Raw genomic sequence first — 16,727 nt, 5'->3', positions numbered from 1 at the left:
ATACCAACAGATTTTATTATAAAGATGATGAAAGTACGGAAGATATTTTAAACAGAAATATAAAGTTTGTTTATGAAAATAAAAATCCAATTATTGTCGGAGCAGATACATTTTTTTTACCGTATTCAGCTAATTATAAAAAAAGACATGCTAAACATACATTGATACTATGTGGGTTTGATTTGACAAGAAATGTTGTGTATGTAATAGACTGGTATTCACCATGGTTTTATAAAGGAGAAGTTGATATAGAAACTTTTCTTCAAGCAAGAAATTCAAAGAATGAAAAAGACGATTCTTATTATAGTGGAAGCCCAATAGAAAATAATTGGGCTTATATCGAAAAAATACCACAATATTCAGCAGATAAATTATTCGATGAAACAATTAAATTATCGAAAAAAAATTATTTCAATGATAGTGATAATGGAGTAATTGCTGCATTATCGCTATTATTGAAATATATTAGTGTAATGGAAAATGAGACAGACTACAATAGTGTGTTTTATTACATGTACACTTTACTAAACAGAAAAAAGATATTTTTACAATATATTGAATATTATTCAAATTTAAAACAATTAGATAGAAACACAATATTTATTACACAGTTGAAAAAAAATATTGCAAATTGGGATGTGATTGTAATTTTATTATTAAAGCAATCGAAAAGATATAATGTAAAAACACGAAATCATTTAATTGATAAAATTAGTAAGTCGATTAGTGAGGAATTAATAATGATTCAAACGATTGAGAAATTTTTTTGAAAGAGGAGAATGTTTATTGATGAAATCAAACTTATCTAACACTGGTTATATAGAAAAAAATAATGAAAATGGAAAATTTGAGTATGTAGGCAGAAAAGAAAGTCAAGAAATAGTTAATGAAGGTAGAAATGTTGTGCTTGATACTAATATGAATGATATAATAAATGCAAAAGGAGCAATTGGTTCTCAAACAGGCAGTATTGATAAAGAAATTATCAAATTAATATGTGAAATAGGAGAATTATCTGATAATATAAATTTAAATACTACTTTTGACGAAATTGAGTTGGATTCTATAGAATTTATTACCATTATTGTCGAAGTCGAATCAAATTACGAAATTGAATTTGATGATGAAAATATGTTAATTAGCAACTATCAATGTATTGGTGATTTTGTAGAATATGTAAAAAAGAAAACAGCAAAAGCTGAATATAATTAAAATTTTGTGTATAGCTATATAAATGGCATATGTACGAAATTCTGAGAGGAGATATATGGAAAAACAGAAGACATATGTTTTTTTTAATAATTTTATTTATGCGCTAAATATTGCAAGGAAAAGTAATCTAAAACTTTTAGCAGTTGTTTTAATAAAGCCTGTGGCGAATATCGTTACCAAATTATTGTGGGCATATGCACCTAAATTTGTATTGTCTTATATCGAAAACAATCTTACTATTGATAAGATAATTTTCAATATTATTGTAATCTGCTTGATAGGTTTGGTTTTCGATATTATTAGTACTACCAGCTATAATGCATTTGAATATGAATATCGTCCAACTGAAGGTTATTTAGAAAAATTAAGAATGGATAAGTTGTTCCATACGGATTTCAAAAATATGGAATCACCTGATTTTTTAGATTATGCTCAAAGAGCTAAAACAGCATTATATAGAGGCAATGGTTTCTTTGGAGTTCTATACGAAAGCAGAAATTTTATTGCCCAGGGTACATTGATGATTGTGTCTGCTGCATTAATCGGAATTCAAAATTTCATTATGATGATTATTTTTATCATAATCTCATTTAGCATAGCAAAGATATTGGCTTATTTTACAAAACTTGATAAAGAAGGATTTTCTGATGCTATGGCACCAACTTGGCGTAAGATGACTTATTTAGAGTCAACGACGAAAAATTTTGACTTTGCAAAGGATATTAGACTTTTTAATATGTCAAAAATCTTTAGAAGAGAGTTGGGTGATGTAAATGATACTTACAATGCCATGAATAAGACACACCATAATAGATGGATTTTATGCAATGTTAGTATGGAATCGGTATTGTTGATTCAAAAGGTCCTCATGTATACATGGCTTGTATATAATGTTATTGTGGGGAATTATCAGATATCCGATTTTGTTCTTTATGTAGGATTAGTAACTACTTTCCATGATTCTGTAGGATATGTAAATTGGATTTACTCAAATATGAGAGGCAATTGCCTTATGATTAATGATTATAGAAATTTCGTGGCATGGGAAGAACACAAAGAAACTGCAAGTGCAAATGAAGGTCATATTACAAATATAAATCTCGATCAATTTGAATTTAAGTTTGAAAATGTGAGTTTTAAATATCCCGGACATGAGAACTATGTTTTGAAAAATGTCAACCTAACAATTAATGATGGAACAAAACTTGCGGTAGTTGGTGTAAACGGTGCAGGTAAAACAACATTTATAAAACTTATTATGAAATTATATGAGCCAAATGAAGGGCGAATTCTTCTAAATGGTGTGGATATAAAGGAATATAATCGTGAAGAATATTTTAAATTATTTTCTCCGGTATTCCAAAATGTAGAATGTTTTGCAATGCCTATTTATCAGAATATTTCTTTTGCTGAAGAAGAAAATACAGATATGGATAAAGTAAATGCTGTATTAGAACAAAGTGGATTAAAGGCAAAGATTGATTCCTATGAAAAAGGTATACATACAAATTTATTAAAAATATTTGATAAAGAAGGAATTGATTTATCAGGTGGAGAAAAGCAAAGACTTGCTATGGCTAGAGCTCTATATAAAGGTGGTAAGGTTGTTATTTTAGATGAACCAACAGCTGCTCTTGATGCTTTAGCAGAAGATAAGATGTATCGTGAATTTGAAAAGATGATACAAGGTAAAACAGCAGTATTTATTTCACATAGGCTGGGAAGTACCAGATTCTGTGATAAGATTGCAATGTTTGAGAACGGAACAGTTGTGGAAGAAGGCACTCATGATGAATTGATGGCTAAGAATGGAAAATATGCATATATGTTCCAGATTCAGTCCCAATATTATGAGGATAAGAAAGACAGTGTGGGAGGACAGAACGATGAAAAATAGTAAAGATAATATTCGTTGTTTTAAGTTCTTCGGGAAATTTGCTTGGCAGAATGATAAAAAATATTATTTGCTTTTGTTAATAAATATAATCGTTAACTCAGTTTCTCCGTTTATATCAATTTTGGGATCTCAGTATTTAATTGATGAAATTGCTGATGAATCTAAGAGAAATATCGGTTGGGTGGTATTCTGGGTAGCATTTATTTGTGGAGGTAATTTCATTTGCTCCAACATAATGAAATGGGTTGGAGAAAACATTGCCAGAATTGGTGAAAAGTTTGATCGAATTTTTAAAACAAATTTATGTATGAGCTGTATCAATATGAAATTTAAACATACTGAAGAAACGGAATTTTTGGATAAAGTTAAAAATGCAGAAAGAGCTTTAAATGAAACCGGGCAGGTAAATGGTCTTATCACATCTTTAGCAAGCATTGTGACGAATTTTATTGTTGCCTTAGGTGTTGTGACTTTGGTTTGTACAAGAATTCCTTGGTTAATGATTCCGGTAATTATTTCGTTTGCAGCGAATTCATATACTACTTCAAAAGTTAATAAGAGCAGGCGTAAGTTTTTTAAAGAAATGGGCAATGTAGAGAGAGGTAGTACATATTTTAACACTGAACTACAGGAAAGCAGATATGCCAAAGATGTACGTTTATATGATACATCTGAAATATTCGAAAAGAAATATGACGGATATGTAGGTAGAATATATAATACCAGCAAAAAGTATCATACAAAATTTATAAAATACTGGGATATAAATAATGTATTTTATGCTGTTTGTGATTCTGCTATCTATATATTATTATCAGTAAATGTTTTTAACAAGATTATTTCAATTGGTGAATTCTCCAGTTTGTTCCAGGCGACTTCTAAATTTGGTGGTGCTATTAGAGGAATTGTAAATTCATATTTGGAAATGAATTATACTTCATCGGTATTAAAGTATTACATCGATTTTGTTGAAGATATATACGGGGAAAACGACAGATTGATGGATTTAAGTGATTGTGTTGTAGAGGTAACTGACAAAGCCTGCGAAATTGAGTTTAGGGATGTTAGTTTTAAATACCCAAACACAGACAAGTATATTCTTAAAGGCATATCTGTAAAGATTAAAGCAGGGGAGCATCTGGCAATTGTAGGTCAAAATGGCGCAGGTAAGACTACATTTATTAAACTCCTTTGTCATTTGTACGACAACTACGAAGGTGAGATATTAGTAAACGGTAAAGATGCCAGAGAGTATAACATTGTAGAATATATGAAGATGTTATCAGTTGTATTCCAGGATTTTAGACTTTTTGCTTTTACAATTAAAGAAAATGTAACTGTATTTGATGATAAAAATACGGATCTGGAAGAAATATATAAGATTGCAGGCATTGATAAATGGATTGATAGTCTTGATGAAAAAGACCAGACATATATCTATAAGATGTTTGTGGAAAACGGTATTGAGCCATCCGGTGGTGAAGGTCAAAAACTTGCTATTGCCAGAGCATTGTATAAAAATGCTCCGATTGTAGTATTGGACGAACCAACAGCAGCTCTTGATCCAATTTCCGAATATGAGGTTTATAAAAACTTTGACAAATTGGTTTATGGAAAAACTGCAATATATATTTCACACAGATTATCTTCATGTAGATTTTGTGACAGAATAATTGTATTTAATAATGGAACAATTACGGAGGAAGGAAGTCATGAGGAGTTAATGAAAAATGCGGACGGATTATACTATAATATGTATAGTACACAGGCAAAGCATTATAAGTGATTAGTGAATAACTGTTCATAAGAGAGGAAAATAAAGATATGGAAGGCAAAAATAATAATATAATTAAGTTACCATTTAAGATTCCTAAATATAAGACATATTCAATAAATACTGCAATAAACGGAATATTAGAAGCTTATGGAAATGACGAAGTATGGTTATATAATAATTATATTTCGTTATGGATATATGCAAGGAGACAAAGAAAAGAGTATATGGTGGATTTTAAGTATGACAGGGATATCAATTATTATGAGCAATGTCCAGTGTTGGAAACAGTAATTCTAGATGTAAGAAAGAATCAAGATGTTAATTATATTATTAAGAATAGTATAGATAATCAAGAATATATTTTTTTGGCAGTAGATATGTATTTTATAGATTCGTGGTGGAAGGATATTGAGGAAAAAGAACATAGCGAACATGAAATGCTTATTTGGGGATATGATAATGAAAAAAAAGTGTTCTTTACAGCAGACTTTTTCAAACATACTTATTCAATACAAGAGATTTCATATTTAGATTTTAGAATGGCATTTGATGCCCATGCGGGATATATAAGGGAAAGAGATAATGTGAATTCTGTCGAAATTAGTACATTTAAATACTTAAAAAATAAAAAGTATGCTTTAAATGTTGATAGAATTCGTAATATGATTACTGATTTTATAAAATCACGTGAGAATACAATTAATGATGAGTCAGACTTATTTACAGTACACGAAGCTGTTTTATATGGGTTTGAATGCCTAAATCATATAATAGAATATTTTAATGAATGCGTATGTAAACATGAGCGTCTTGATTTTAGAATAATTCATTTGATTTACATATTTAATGAGATAATGTATTGTAGAATAGATTATATGATTGAGCATAAATACCTATCTGATAACACGTATATAAGAAATATCCAGAATGACTTTCATGATATGTCCCATAAAAATGAGATGTTGAGAAGTCTTGTTATGAAATATAATTTAATAAAAGGACAGAAGTATGGCGAAATAGTAATAAAAAAAATGAAAGATTTGTTCTGGCAATTAGAAAATAGTTTGGAAAAATTAAATATTTATTTTGAAAATATATAAGAAAAATAGATTTTGTTTGAGATCATAAAAGACAAAATCTATTTTTTATTATTTGAGTATTTTAGTGCTTATTAGGAATGGATATAAATATGCATAGAAAAAGTAATATGGAATAATAGGTGTAGATAAAGGGAATGTTAGTTAATTGTTTGAATGATAAAGATGAATGATAATAGATATGACGAAGTTTAAACTATGGAGTGTATTAAAAAAAAGAAAATGAGGAGTGGATTTGTGTGTAAAGTATCAGTAATCGTTACAGTATATAATACAGAGAAATATGTAGAGGAATGTATCATATCACTAATTAATCAAACGTATAAAAATATTGAAGTTATTCTAATAGATGGAGGATCTACAGATAAAACTCCAGAGATATGTCATGAGTATGAAAAAGAATATGAAAATATAAGAGTAGTACATAAAGAAAACGAAGGGGTATCTGCTGCAAGAAATAGAGGAATTGAGGAGGCAACTGGTGATTATATACTGTTTGTTGATGGGGATGATTGGATAGAAAATAATACAATTGAAGCATTGGTTTGGTTGGAAGAAGAGAATGAATCGGATATCGCTTTTATCATTAAAGCAGGAAATGAGCATTCAACAGGAGAGGTACTGATTGGTGATGGAAAGAAAATGATATTACATATTTTGGAAATATCGGCTGGTGAAGTTTGGGGGAAATTATTTAAAAAACAAATATTTGAAGACGTGAAGTTTCCGGAAGGAAAGCTTCATGAGGACTTATATGTGATGCCAACTATTTTTTTAAAATGTAAAAAGATAGTTGCATATCACAAGGGATTATATCATTACAGGATTAGAGATGATGGATTGATGGGGACAGAAATAAAAGGCAATTTGAAAGATTTATATGAATGCTGGTTAGATGGAATAAGAAAATGCCGTTTGTTAAGCTCAGATAAAAAATTTGTGAAAGACTTGCAAAAAAGGTATCTGTATGATGTGTTATGGTATTTTTACAATATAGTATGTCTTATGAGTGATGAAAAATTTAAAGAATCCGTAGTAAATATTTCATTGTTTTATAAAAAAACGAGATATATATATTTAATAAATTCGGCAGTAAAAATTAGTGATAGAATAAGATTCCTTTTGATATCAATATGTCCAATGACTGTCAGGAACTTTAATATACTACGATATGGCCGTGGATAAAAATAAGAGGAGTGAATATGAACAAAAGAGTTACTCAAGTTGTCATTCTTGCTGGTGGACTTGGCACACGTCTTAAACCATTTACAAATACTGCACCAAAACCGATGTATCCGATTAATAACATTCCATTTATTGATTATCTAATACGCCAGATGAAAAGTTTCGGAATGGAAGAGGCATTGCTCCTTTTAGGGTATTTACCTAAGAAAATTATGGACTATCTTGGAGATGGCTCACGTTATGGATTAACCATAAATTATGATATAACGCCAGTAGACTACGACACAGGTATGCGAATAAAACATGCTGCTCCACAGATCGCAGATAAATTTTTACTTTTATATTGTGATAACTATTGTCCGATTAACTATTCAAAATTGTTCGCAGACTTTTGTAATAATAAAGCAAAGATTCAAATTACTGCTTATAGCAATCGTGACAACTATACAAAAAGCAATCTACATATTACTGATGATGGATTGATCACAACTTATGACAAAAAACGTATTATACCAAATTTACAGGGAGTTGATATTGGTTATGCGTTAGTCGATAAGAGCGTCATTTCGTTAATATCAGAGGAAAATTGTAATTTTGAGGAAGAGGTTTATCCACAATTAGTTGCACAAAACAAGTTGTTTGCCACAATGACTGAGCATCAATATTACTCTGTTGGTTCTTTTGAGCGAATCAAATTTACGGAAGAATTTTTTAAACCGAAAATAGCAAATAAGAGAACTGAATATACAATACCGTCTGATGTAGATGAAATAGAATATTATGCTTTTTGTTCGTTTAATGATGCAATACGTCAATTAAAAACGCTTGTCATTCCTACGGGAATATATGTTCCTGATTGCTTAATTTTTGACACAATTGCAGAAACGAGATGGTGGCATTGGGAAGGGGCTGTAGAACAACCATACCTTACAATAAAAGGCTATGATGGTTCCAGTGCACATGACTATTATTTAAAAAATGGTGAAGATGAAAACTTAAAGTGGGAAAGTTTGGGAAAAGAAGACACACAGATAGACAACGACAAAGATGACAAAGACGAAAATAAATTTATGCTTAATTATGATGCCAATAGTTTTACACATTCTTCAAATAGTAATAAATATTTAACAGCTGGATTTAAGGGAGTAAAAGACTATAAGTTAGATGAATCATATTTCAATAAACTGATAAAATATAGTACAAAGGGAGAGAAAAATAGAATTAAACAAAGCATGAATTCTTCGTGGGGAGGTTCCTGCTATGGAATTGCTACAACCATGGGGATGGTATATAAAAATATGATAAATATATCGGAAATTAATAGTAATTCAGCAAATTGTTATTATAAGTTACCATATCCTTATAAAGATAAAAAGTTATTGAATACCATTCAGTATTTTCAATTATCTCAATCTTTAGAATATGGAGGGTCGTATGCAGCCAGTAAATCTTTTACCACGAGAGGGAAGAATGATGAAGCGGATAGTTTGAGTGAATTTTTGAAAGCTGTTGTAAAAACAGTAAAAGAAGAAGGAGTATCATTATTCACATTCGCAACAAAAGAGTCAGGACATGCAGTGTTAATGATTAATTGTGAAGAAACAGATGAAGGCTATAGGATTAAAATGTATGATGAAAATACATATAATGATAATCATAAACCAGGTTATTATAGTTATTTTGATATTTCATCCGATTATAAATCTTTTTCTTGGAAAGATGAAGGGTTGACAAATGAGAATTATATGCAAATGCAAATTATTGATTGGAATTTGATGAAACAATTAAATGGTAATGGTTCTTCGTCTGGAAAAAAGGGAAAAGGGCATAGTTTTGTTACAGTTGGTTTAGATGATTCATTTACAATTAGAAATAATGAAAATGAATATTTAACATGGGATGGAAATTCTTTTTCGGGAAATTTAGAGATATTATCTGAGAATTATGAATATAAAAATATTTCGGAGAGTAATTCTGAGGCAATGGTTAATTTAGAGGTTGAAAATAGTGAGTACTTTACATTTTGTGACATAACAGGAGAACTTAATGCAAGTATTGAAGGTGATGACAAGTATCAATCAATAGAAGCTTCTAATGTATCTTTAGTTAAAATGAATTTGAATGAAGGTGTTATTATTGATAGTAATAATGCAGAGTACCAGTTTAAAACTTTTATAACAACAGATGAAAAAGTGTCAGAAAATGAAAATAATCTTATATCTGTATCTGCGAAAACAAAAGGGAAAACGACTTTATCTGTTAATAATACAAATGTAGATGTAACAAATGAAAATGGTATGGACGATATATATACATCTAATTATGTAGGTGTGAAAACAGCAACGAAGACATATAATACTTCAAGTAAATATATTTCTGTTGATAATATATATAAAAATCATACGCATCAATATGTTCTTACAAATTCAAAACAAGCTACATATGCAGAAAACGGATTAAAAACGTATATATGTGATATATGTGGAAATATAAAAACTGAAAATATTGCTAAATTGATGAAAAAGAATAATAAGCCTGCTAAATCTTCTATTAAGAAAATTAAGAAAAAAAAACACGGCTTAATAGTGACGTGGAAAAAAGTTAAGGGAATAAAAGGGTATGAATTACAATATTCGCTCAAGAAAAATTTTAAAGGCGCAAAAACAAAGACAATAAAAAAAGTATCAACTACTACTGTTGCTATAAAAAAACTTAAACGTAAGAAAAAGTATTATGTAAGAATTAGAACATATATCGTTTCCAATAGAAAGAAGATATATTCTGATTGGTCTAAGTTTAAAGTAAAAAAAACCAAATAGTAATAGTTTATTCGGATATAAGAAACTCCAAAATACTACAGGGATATTCTTGTATAGTGGAAATATTCTTTTAATGGAATTTTTATGATCTGAAAAGTTGCTTTTAAAAATCATAATTTATTGTAGTTTTATGCTAACTTCCAGTTTATAGCGTAAATATACACAATCTTGACAAATAAAGATAACACGTTTATTATCGTAATTAAATTGATTTAGAGCTTGTCTCGGCATAAATGAAGACTATAGATTTTACTGTTTCTGAACACAACAGTGCGTCTATAGTCTTTTTTGTTTTTGTGGCAAAATGCAAATATAAGAATTGCCTTGATAAAACAGAAAGTGTGGTTGTAGCAATGAAGGAATTAAATCAGAAAGAGGGACTGTAGCAATGAGCAGATTAGAATGGACAAAGAAAATAATTATAATAATGGTTGGTTCAGTAGTGGCAGCATATGGTATCACCCTTGCCCTATATGCCGGGTTTGGTGGTGCGACTCTTGCAGTTTTGTGGCAGGGAATTTCTAAAACTTTTCATGTAAGTATAGGGATGGCATCAATGATAGTTGCGATAGTTATGATTGCATTTGCATTTTTTTATGACAGATTTCAGATACATATTGGTACTGTTTTATATCAGATTGTATATAGCTTTTGCGTGGATTTATTTGCAAATATGCATGTATATAGTACGCATTTGTGGATAAATGCACTTATCATGGTAATGGGAGTAATCTTTTTTGCAGTGGGAACGGGAGTTTATGGGGCAGCATCTTTAGGACGTGGTTCGTATGAGGCATTAACATTTTCGCTGGCAGATAAGAATGGCTGGCAGGTAAAAGTTGTGCGAATGATACTTGATGTTGCAATGGTTGTTATAGGCATTGCTCTTGGTGGAAAGTTTGGTTTATGTACTATTTTTACAATCATTATATCAGGACCGGTTATTCAGTTTACAGCATCAAAAACAAAAAAAGTATTGAACATCTAAATGGAGAGGATGTGTATAATAAAAGAATAAATCGGAATTTGTAGATGCAAGATAACCAAGAGTATATAATTGACAAGCAATGAATCATTTGCTATTATTGAGCCGTATATAAATAAGACAGTTCGTTTGTACTATCCTGTCTCTAAATAAAACCAGGACTATTATTTTATAATTCATAATTGGAATTTTTTAGAAAAGTAATCTATTAAGACACGGGTACAGATGTATCCGTGTCTTTTTATGTAATAAGAAATTCCTTCAGAATTTCTTATTACATAAAAAACGTTCCACTATGGATGCGCACTCGCGCGAATGGAAAAACGTTCCACTATGGATGCACACTTGCACGAAAGGAAAAATGTTGCTAAAGCAACACGTGCTCGGTGCGTAGAATATCGCAAGCGACATTCTTGATTATACAATTACAATACAAGCAAATGGAGAAAAGTTTTATGTATATTTTAAAAACGGAGGCTAGTTTTGACTCAGCGCATTTTCTTGCAGGATACAACGGAAAATGTAGCAATCTTCATGGACATAGATGGAAGATTGTTCTTGAAGTTCAAGCTGAGGAACTAAAGGACGACATTCAACATAAGGGGATGTACGTAGATTTTGGAGAATTGAAAAAAGATTTAAGAAACCTTGCAGACTCAATGGATCATGCCTTAATTATAGAAAAGAATTCATTGAAGCAGACTACTTTGGAAGCTTTAAAAAGCGAGAATTTCAGGATTATTGAACTTGATTTTCGTCCGACAGCAGAGAATATGGCAAAGTATTTTTATGAGAAAATAAGAATACTTGGATACAATATGAAAGCTGTAACGGTATATGAAACTCCTGTCAATAGTGCAACTTATATGGAATAATTATAAATAATTTTCTAATCTGAAAGGAGTTATATATGAGTAAATATGAAGTAGTTGAAAAATTTGTAAGTATCAATGGTGAAGGAACTAAAGCCGGACAACTTGCAGTTTTTATACGTTTTAAAGGTTGTAATCTTAATTGTAAATATTGTGATACCAAATGGGCTAATGAGCAAGAAGCACTTTCTCAAACAATGACGGAAGAAGAAATACTTGATTATGTTTTATCAACGGGAGTTAAAAATGTCACTCTTACAGGTGGAGAACCATTGTTAAGAAATGACATTGAAAAAGTTATTACAGTTCTTGCAGAAAACAATCTGAATGTTGAAATAGAGACTAACGGTAGCATTTATCTTGACAAAATCCGTAAGCTTAACAAAGAAAATGTAACTTTTACAATGGACTATAAGCTTTCCTGTAGTGGAATGGAACAGTCCATGAACCTGAAAAATTTTGAAGTTTTAAATAAAAATGATACTGTTAAATTTGTAGTAGGAAACCGAGAGGATCTTATAAAGACAAAACAGATTATAAAAAAATATAATCTGTATGGAAAATGTAATCTTTATATAAGTCCGGTATTTGGGTTGATAGAGCTTGAGGAAATAGTTGATTTTATGAAAGAGAATTTAATGAATGATGTTAATATGCAGATTCAGTTACATAAAATAATATGGTCACCAGATAAAAAAGGAGTCTAATATGGAAAAACATAAGAAAATAGATACTAAAGCAATTGAATATCATATAGCTGGTATTCTTAAAGCTCTGGGTGATAATCCTGAACGAGAGGGATTAAAAGACACACCTAAAAGAGTTGCAAAAATGTACGAAGAAGTTTTTGAAGGAATGAATTATACAAATGAAGAAATTGCAGATATGTTTAACAAAACATTTGCGCTTGATAGACTGGAAGAAGCGTCCGAAAATGTAGAATGTAAAAGTCAAAATGGAACTTCTGACATGGTAGTAGTAAAAGACATAGAACTTTTCAGTTATTGTGAGCATCATCTTGCACTTATGTATGATATGAAGGTAACAGTTGCTTATATTCCAAAGGGAAGAGTGATAGGTCTTAGTAAGATAGCAAGAATAGCAGATATGGTATCAAAAAGATTGCAGCTTCAGGAAAGAATAGGAAGCGATATTGCAGATATTATGCAGATGGTTACTGGAGCAGAAGATATAGCAGTACTTATTGAAGGATGTCATAGTTGCATGACTGCGAGAGGAATTAAAAAAACTAACACAAAAACATACACACAAACATTAAGAGGGAGATTTAATAATGAAAGCAATGGTTTTATTCAGTGGTGGAATAGATAGTACAACATGCCTTGGTATGGCAGTAGAAAAATATGGTTCAGAAAATGTTATTGCATTATCAATAGCATATGGTCAGAAACATACAAAAGAGATAGAAGCATCAGATAAAATTGTAAAATATTATAATGTAGAACATATTTATCTTGACCTTGCAAAAATATTTCAATATAGCGATTGTTCACTATTATCACATTCTGATAAGGAAATACCTAAAGAATCATATAATGACCAGATTAAGAGTACAAATGGTTCACCTGTGTCAACGTATGTTCCATTTAGAAATGGATTATTCTTATCAAGTGCTGCAAGTATAGCAATTTCAAAAGGCTGTAGTGTAATATATTATGGTGCGCATGCAGATGATGCAGCTGGAAGTGCATATCCTGACTGTAGCAGTGATTTTAACAATGCAATAAATGAAGCAATATATCTTGGAAGTGGAAAGCAGATTAAGGTTGTAGCACCATTTATCAATGCAACTAAAGATCAGGTTGTAAAAAAAGGGCTTGAGATAAATGTACCATATAAATACACATGGAGCTGCTATGAAGGTGGCGAAAAACCTTGTGGTAAATGTGGAACATGTATAGACAGAGCTAAAGCGTTTGAGTTAAACGGAATTAAAGATCCGGCAATGGAATAAAAGGGAGAAGAATTATGACAGGAAGAAGCAAAGAAGAAACAGCAGACATAACATTATTAGGTAATCAGAAAACACAGTATCCATGTGATTATGCACCGGAGATGTTGGAGACTTTTGAGAATAAACATCAGGGAAATGATTATTTTGTAAAATTTAATTGCCCTGAATTCACAAGTTTGTGTCCCATAACAGGTCAACCGGATTTTGCCACTGTTACAATATCATATGTACCCAACATTAAAATGGTGGAGAGTAAATCATTAAAACTATATTTATTTAGTTTCCGAAATCATGGTGATTTTCATGAAGATTGTATGAATATAATTATGAAAGATTTGATAAAACTTATGGATCCAAAATACATTGAGGTATGGGGGAAATTTACTCCTAGAGGTGGAATATCAATAGACCCTTACTGTAATTATGGAAAGCCTGGAACAAAATGGGAAGAAATTGCATTTAATAGAATGGCAAATCATGATATGTATCCGGAAAAGGTTGATAATAGATAGGAACAAAGATACTGGATTTATTGGGATAAGGTTCAAAGAGTAGATAACCTGAAACATGGTTATCTATTTTTAATTGTCTCGATTTTCTTTACCATTAAAGTTATAATGTTTAGAAAGATTTTAGGAGAGCAAGTCATGAGTGAGTGAAATACAGTATTATATTATAATGAACAGTTTATTGAAAGAGATTTGTAATTAATATTTGAAAATATATGGAGAAAGTCAATGTTGGATAAAGAAAGAAGAAAAAAGAAAGTAGCATTTATATGTGTTCATAATTCCTGTAGAAGTCAAATCGCAGAGGCACTGGGAAAATACCTGGCTTCTGATGTTTTTGAAAGTTATTCTGCAGGTACTCAAACAAAGCCACAGATTAATCAGGACGCAGTGAGAATTATGAAAAAAATGTATGGAATCGATATGGAAAAAAATCAATATTCTAAACTTATTAGTGAGATTCCGAAACCTGATATAGCTATTTCAATGGGATGTAATGTAGGTTGTCCTTTTATAGGAAGAAGTTTTGATGATAATTGGGGGCTTGATGATCCAACGGGAAAAAGTGATGAGGAATTTGAAATAGTTATTAAGGAGATAGAACGAAAAATAATCGAACTTAAGGAGCGCATAGACCAGTTATAAAGTTCGTTGTGCAGGAAAGTAAATGAAGATATATGAGGCGGAAAATAGAACAGAAAAGAAAAGCTAACAGACCAGCTATTAATAGTTTGGGAACAGTCTGTCAGGGCTACACATCTATTTCTTTCCGGAGAAGAAGTAGAGCAGATTAAAAAGTATGTGCCACAGGCAGTAAATGAACAAAATCCACAGGCAGTAGGATTTTATGAGCATTTAGGTTTTGAAACATATAGAAGAACTGATTTTGACGAAGAGGGTAATCCGTACCCACTTTTGTATATGAAACTGCAAAATATTTAATGTGATATAGTGCTTTCATTAACACTTATATAACATAATGTAAAGTATTTAAACCACCAAAATCGTATGGTTTTTAATTTAACTTATGAGAAATTAGAAAAGGTAATTTAGTATGAACGATATTGAAAACAGATTTTTTGAACAATATAAAAAATTAGATAATTTATGCAAAGATTTGCTAAATAGTAAACAGGGAGTTTCAACATATATAGCTCAGATGGAAAACACACCTGCTTTCGAAAGACGATATGTTAATTCTTGGGATAGTGATTATAAAATGCTTAAGCATATTAGGTGGGTAAGAAACGATATTGCACATAGTGATTATCAGTCAGAATGTACAGAAGGAGACATTGCGTATGCCAGAAATTTCTATACAAGAATTATGAAACAGGAAGATCCGTTTTCCATAATTAATAAGGGAAAAATAGCTCAATTTAGAAAACAAAGTAGTAAGACAGTTGATACAAATCAATTTAGAAAACAAAGTAGTAAGACAGTTGATATAAATAAACCCAATAAAAATCATATAGCTGGAAGAAGGAAAAAATATACAGTCAATAAAGAATTAATGGCATTAATAATAATAGTTATTGTCTTATTTATTGTGTTAAGGATGGTTATGTAAAAAGTGAAAAAAGACAGAGTGAAAGTAAATTTAAAAGATATTATTGAGTAAGATAGAAGAAGCAAAGAATGGAAATGCTTATGATGAATAGAAAATAAGAAAAAATTCATTTAATGTATAAATAGGAATGGAAATAAAATGACTAAAGAACAATGGTATAAACAGTTATTTGAACGTCTAGGCAAATCAAAATTTCGCAGTAGTTTTCACCTAAAACAAAAGGACATAGATTACATTAACGAAAAAGGATTAGAAACAATCAGGAAGCATGCTGAGGATTTTATTGCTAAAAGAGAAGCACTGGCGAACATACCAAATGACGGAAAGCAAACTCCAATGAAAGGACACCCGGTATTTATTGCACAGCATGCAACGGCAACATGTTGCAGGGAGTGCATTCGCAAGTGGCATAAAATAAAACCGGGAGTAGAATTAAGTCAGATACAGCAGGACTATCTGGTTGATGTGATTATGACGTGGATAAAAAGAAATATGTAAAAAATAGAGTATAGTATACAGCAAAGTAAATAAATACTAAGCAGCAAAGAGCAGAATAGGATAAATAGTAAATAATAGAAAATATAATGCAACAAAGGGCAGAATAGGATATACAGTAAAAGATAGAAAATATAATGCAACAAAGGGCAGAATAGGATATACAGTAAATAATAGAAAATATTATGCAACAAAGGGCAGAATAGGATATACAGTAAAAGATAGAAAATATAATGCAACAAAGGGCAGAATAGGATATACAGTAAAAGATAGAAAATATAATGCAACAAAGGGCAGAATAGGATATACAGTAAAAGATAGAAAATATAATGCA

Annotated in this window: 18 protein-coding genes; all 18 read left to right on the top strand. The window is 30.5% G+C overall.

Annotated elements, in window-relative coordinates; translation table 11 throughout:
• The coding region (locus tag ACZM4J_RS10530) for a cysteine peptidase family C39 domain-containing protein (protein ID WP_489486114.1) at positions 1–770 on the top strand (770 nt) is incomplete at its 5' end.
• A gap of 19 nt (positions 771–789) precedes the next feature.
• A complete protein-coding gene (locus ACZM4J_RS10525) occupies positions 790–1,212 on the top strand; it encodes an acyl carrier protein (RefSeq protein ID WP_489486112.1) in 423 nt (140 codons plus the stop codon).
• A gap of 55 nt (positions 1,213–1,267) precedes the next feature.
• Positions 1,268–3,109: an ABC transporter ATP-binding protein gene (locus tag ACZM4J_RS10520; RefSeq protein WP_489486111.1), complete on the top strand. Its 1,842-nt coding sequence runs from the start codon at positions 1,268–1,270 to the stop codon at positions 3,107–3,109.
• Entirely contained in the window at positions 3,099–4,895 is a 1,797-nt protein-coding gene (locus ACZM4J_RS10515; RefSeq protein ID WP_489486110.1) for an ABC transporter ATP-binding protein, read from the top strand. The genes ACZM4J_RS10520 and ACZM4J_RS10515 overlap by 11 nt, the downstream gene beginning before the upstream one ends.
• A gap of 38 nt (positions 4,896–4,933) precedes the next feature.
• The gene (locus ACZM4J_RS10510) at positions 4,934–5,986 is read left to right on the top strand and encodes a hypothetical protein (protein ID WP_489486108.1); all 1,053 of its coding nucleotides are present in this window, start codon (positions 4,934–4,936) and stop codon (positions 5,984–5,986) included.
• Positions 5,987–6,181: 195 nt separating this feature from the next.
• Positions 6,182–7,168: a glycosyltransferase family 2 protein gene (locus ACZM4J_RS10505; RefSeq protein WP_489486106.1), complete on the top strand. Its 987-nt coding sequence runs from the start codon at positions 6,182–6,184 to the stop codon at positions 7,166–7,168.
• Between the two features lie 17 nt (positions 7,169–7,185).
• Positions 7,186–9,987 carry a sugar phosphate nucleotidyltransferase gene (locus tag ACZM4J_RS10500; RefSeq protein WP_489486105.1) on the top strand — a complete coding sequence of 934 codons (2,802 nt, stop codon included), beginning with the start codon at positions 7,186–7,188 and terminating at the stop codon, positions 9,985–9,987.
• A 233-nt stretch (positions 9,988–10,220) separates the two neighbouring features.
• Positions 10,221–10,373, top strand: a complete 153-nt coding sequence (locus tag ACZM4J_RS10495; RefSeq protein WP_158561064.1) for a hypothetical protein — start codon at positions 10,221–10,223, stop codon at positions 10,371–10,373.
• 2 nt (positions 10,374–10,375) lie between these two features.
• Positions 10,376–10,975 carry a YczE/YyaS/YitT family protein gene (locus ACZM4J_RS10490; protein WP_412335550.1) on the top strand — a complete coding sequence of 200 codons (600 nt, stop codon included), beginning with the start codon at positions 10,376–10,378 and terminating at the stop codon, positions 10,973–10,975.
• A gap of 452 nt (positions 10,976–11,427) precedes the next feature.
• Entirely contained in the window at positions 11,428–11,847 is a 420-nt protein-coding gene (gene queD / locus ACZM4J_RS10485) for a 6-carboxytetrahydropterin synthase QueD (RefSeq protein WP_117999182.1), read from the top strand.
• A 35-nt stretch (positions 11,848–11,882) separates the two neighbouring features.
• Positions 11,883–12,551, top strand: coding sequence for a putative 7-carboxy-7-deazaguanine synthase QueE (gene queE / locus ACZM4J_RS10480; protein ID WP_412335548.1), 669 nt, complete (start codon positions 11,883–11,885; stop codon positions 12,549–12,551).
• Position 12,552: 1 nt separating this feature from the next.
• Positions 12,553–13,176 (top strand): GTP cyclohydrolase I, encoded by a 624-nt coding sequence (gene folE, locus ACZM4J_RS10475; RefSeq protein WP_117999180.1) that lies wholly within the window; start codon positions 12,553–12,555, stop codon positions 13,174–13,176.
• Positions 13,139–13,819 (top strand): 7-cyano-7-deazaguanine synthase QueC, encoded by a 681-nt coding sequence (queC, locus tag ACZM4J_RS10470; protein ID WP_118437094.1) that lies wholly within the window; start codon positions 13,139–13,141, stop codon positions 13,817–13,819. The genes folE and queC overlap by 38 nt, the downstream gene beginning before the upstream one ends.
• Positions 13,820–13,833: 14 nt before the next feature.
• Positions 13,834–14,331 (top strand): preQ(1) synthase, encoded by a 498-nt coding sequence (gene queF, locus ACZM4J_RS10465; RefSeq protein WP_055214233.1) that lies wholly within the window; start codon positions 13,834–13,836, stop codon positions 14,329–14,331.
• A gap of 225 nt (positions 14,332–14,556) precedes the next feature.
• Positions 14,557–14,973, top strand: coding sequence for an arsenate reductase ArsC (locus ACZM4J_RS10460; protein ID WP_412335546.1), 417 nt, complete (start codon positions 14,557–14,559; stop codon positions 14,971–14,973).
• A gap of 81 nt (positions 14,974–15,054) precedes the next feature.
• Complete coding sequence (locus ACZM4J_RS10455) at positions 15,055–15,270, top strand: GNAT family protein (protein WP_412335859.1); 216 nt, start codon at positions 15,055–15,057, stop codon at positions 15,268–15,270.
• A gap of 112 nt (positions 15,271–15,382) precedes the next feature.
• Entirely contained in the window at positions 15,383–15,898 is a 516-nt protein-coding gene (locus ACZM4J_RS10450) for a DUF6548 family protein (RefSeq protein WP_428244576.1), read from the top strand.
• A 138-nt stretch (positions 15,899–16,036) separates the two neighbouring features.
• Positions 16,037–16,396, top strand: a complete 360-nt coding sequence (locus tag ACZM4J_RS10445; protein WP_022164728.1) for a DUF4186 domain-containing protein — start codon at positions 16,037–16,039, stop codon at positions 16,394–16,396.
• The last annotated feature ends 331 nt before the right edge of the window (positions 16,397–16,727 follow it).

The organism is Eubacterium sp. (assembly GCF_057858645.1).
This window is presented reverse-complemented; position numbering and strand designations above follow the sequence as displayed.

Excerpts from the sequence above, each read along its gene's own strand:
- ACZM4J_RS10525 (WP_489486112.1), top strand. The coding sequence starts at position 790 with ATGAAATCAAACTTATCTAACACTGGTTATATAGAAAAAAATAATGAA.
- ACZM4J_RS10520 (WP_489486111.1), top strand. The coding sequence starts at position 1,268 with ATGGAAAAACAGAAGACATATGTTTTTTTTAATAATTTTATTTATGCG.
- ACZM4J_RS10515 (WP_489486110.1), top strand. The coding sequence starts at position 3,099 with ATGAAAAATAGTAAAGATAATATTCGTTGTTTTAAGTTCTTCGGGAAA.
- ACZM4J_RS10510 (WP_489486108.1), top strand. The coding sequence starts at position 4,934 with ATGGAAGGCAAAAATAATAATATAATTAAGTTACCATTTAAGATTCCT.
- ACZM4J_RS10505 (WP_489486106.1), top strand. The coding sequence starts at position 6,182 with ATGGAGTGTATTAAAAAAAAGAAAATGAGGAGTGGATTTGTGTGTAAA.
- ACZM4J_RS10500 (WP_489486105.1), top strand. The coding sequence starts at position 7,186 with ATGAACAAAAGAGTTACTCAAGTTGTCATTCTTGCTGGTGGACTTGGC.
- ACZM4J_RS10495 (WP_158561064.1), top strand. The coding sequence starts at position 10,221 with ATGAAGACTATAGATTTTACTGTTTCTGAACACAACAGTGCGTCTATA.
- ACZM4J_RS10490 (WP_412335550.1), top strand. The coding sequence starts at position 10,376 with ATGAGCAGATTAGAATGGACAAAGAAAATAATTATAATAATGGTTGGT.
- queD (WP_117999182.1), top strand. The coding sequence starts at position 11,428 with ATGTATATTTTAAAAACGGAGGCTAGTTTTGACTCAGCGCATTTTCTT.
- queE (WP_412335548.1), top strand. The coding sequence starts at position 11,883 with ATGAGTAAATATGAAGTAGTTGAAAAATTTGTAAGTATCAATGGTGAA.
- folE (WP_117999180.1), top strand. The coding sequence starts at position 12,553 with ATGGAAAAACATAAGAAAATAGATACTAAAGCAATTGAATATCATATA.
- queC (WP_118437094.1), top strand. The coding sequence starts at position 13,139 with ATGAAAGCAATGGTTTTATTCAGTGGTGGAATAGATAGTACAACATGC.
- queF (WP_055214233.1), top strand. The coding sequence starts at position 13,834 with ATGACAGGAAGAAGCAAAGAAGAAACAGCAGACATAACATTATTAGGT.
- ACZM4J_RS10460 (WP_412335546.1), top strand. The coding sequence starts at position 14,557 with ATGTTGGATAAAGAAAGAAGAAAAAAGAAAGTAGCATTTATATGTGTT.
- ACZM4J_RS10450 (WP_428244576.1), top strand. The coding sequence starts at position 15,383 with ATGAACGATATTGAAAACAGATTTTTTGAACAATATAAAAAATTAGAT.
- ACZM4J_RS10445 (WP_022164728.1), top strand. The coding sequence starts at position 16,037 with ATGACTAAAGAACAATGGTATAAACAGTTATTTGAACGTCTAGGCAAA.